We start from the raw sequence: 1,544 nt of genomic DNA, 5'->3' as shown, positions 1-1,544 counted from the left end.
GGTTTTGGCGGTTTTGTCAAAGGGGGTAGAGGGGGTTTCCGTGATTTTTTGCTCCCCCTCGAGACGGATATGGCGGGGGCGGTAGACTTTCATTTTTGTTCCTCCCTAAGCTCGGGGTGCAGCCGCACCACCTCGGACGGGCGGCCTCCCAGCGGCCCCGGCTCCACCTCCACCACCCTCAGCCAGTTCAGCCGCTCGAGCAGGGCTAGGGCCGCATTCAGGCGCTCACGCTCCACCCAGCGGCGGCTCGTGCGTTGCACCTCCCGCACCGTCTGCCCGTCGGTGATGAGTCCTTCTTCTATTTGCTGGGCCAGGGCGTGGGCGTCGAGGATCGCGCCGTTCAGCTCGGGAGCGTAGACTTTGCGGGCGTGTTCCTCGAGGAACCCCACCCAGTCCAGGGCCAGGTGCACGGCCCCCAGGCCCACCGGCGGCAACTCCCCGGCCAGGCTCCAGCGCTCCTCGTCGAAGACCCAGCGGGTGTCATCCCCGGCCAGCTCCACCAAGTGGAAGATCGTCGCCAACGACGCGGCCAGGCTCCCGTACTTGGCGACGTGGGCGGCGAAGTGGGGCGTGTTGGCCAGCTTGGGATCACGCAAGCGGCGCTCATGGGCGTCGTGCCACTGGGCGAAGGCCCGGCCCGCTTCCTCGCTCAGGGTCAGCAGGTGGGGCTCGAGCCGTCCCTCGGGGTCACGAAACTCCAGCCCGTCCAACCGGGCGAACACCTCAAAGGCCCGCTCCCTCGCCTTCTGATCGGGCCAGCTTTGCGGGGGGGTCCAGGGGGGCATCCCGTCGGGCCACACCAGCAGTTGGAAGCGCTGGAGCATCCCATCGGCGCGGGTGGGGTCGGTGCGCAGGCGGTCAAAGACGGCCTCGAGGGGCCTGGGCTGAATGGCCCCGACAACGGCCACGCACGCGGCGGGGATGTGGATGGTCCCTCGACCGATCCGATCAAAGGTGTAGGCGGTGTTGCCGTTCCAGGCGCTCAGGAAGAATCCCCTGGCCACCGCGTACTCTTGCAGCTCCATCGCGGCCAGCCAGGACGCCAGCTCATCCCGCACCAGCACCAGCCCGCGGGGGTTGTCCCGCAGCAACTCGCCCAACTTCTCGGCGGTGGCGTCGTGGGTAACATACCGGCGCTCAGGCACGGTCTCCAGGGCCTCCAGCCGGGCCAGCAGGTCCACGAACCCGCCCTGGCTCAGCTCGCCCTTCTTGGCCTGACCCTTCAGCGCGGCCAGCCTCGCTTCCAGGGCCAGCCGCTCGGCCTTAGCCTCCAGCGCAGCCCTCTGGTGGGCTGCGCGGGCCTTGGCTTCGAGCACGGCCAGCGGGCGCAGGGCTTCTGCGATGGCGTCGCTCTTCTTGGCCCCTGGGGGCGCTACGATCCCTCCCCAAAGGTTGGGCGTCACCGTCCAGTCCGAATACTCACGCGGGCGCACCGCCACGCTACGGCCCACCAGCCCCGACAGCCCTACCAGCGCGGGGACGGCCAGCATCTCCAGCGGCAGGCAGGCCCGCTCCGCGATGTCCACCAGCCAGGGGCGCAGGGA

General features: G+C 69.3%; 1 protein-coding gene. It reads right to left on the bottom strand.

Features of this window, described 5'->3' with window-relative positions; all coding sequences use genetic code 11:
* Positions 1-89 precede the first annotated feature (89 nt).
* Positions 90-1,544: YfjI family protein (locus DP091_RS25230; RefSeq protein ID WP_113060836.1), on the bottom strand; the 1,455-nt coding region annotated here is incomplete at its 5' end.

Source organism: Paenibacillus sp. MDMC362, from assembly GCF_003269305.1.
In the GTDB taxonomy this organism is placed as follows: domain Bacteria; phylum Bacillota; class Bacilli; order Paenibacillales; family Paenibacillaceae; genus Paenibacillus_AQ.
The sequence above is the reverse complement of the archived record's forward strand: the minus strand, read 5'-3'. Positions and strand labels throughout refer to the sequence as shown.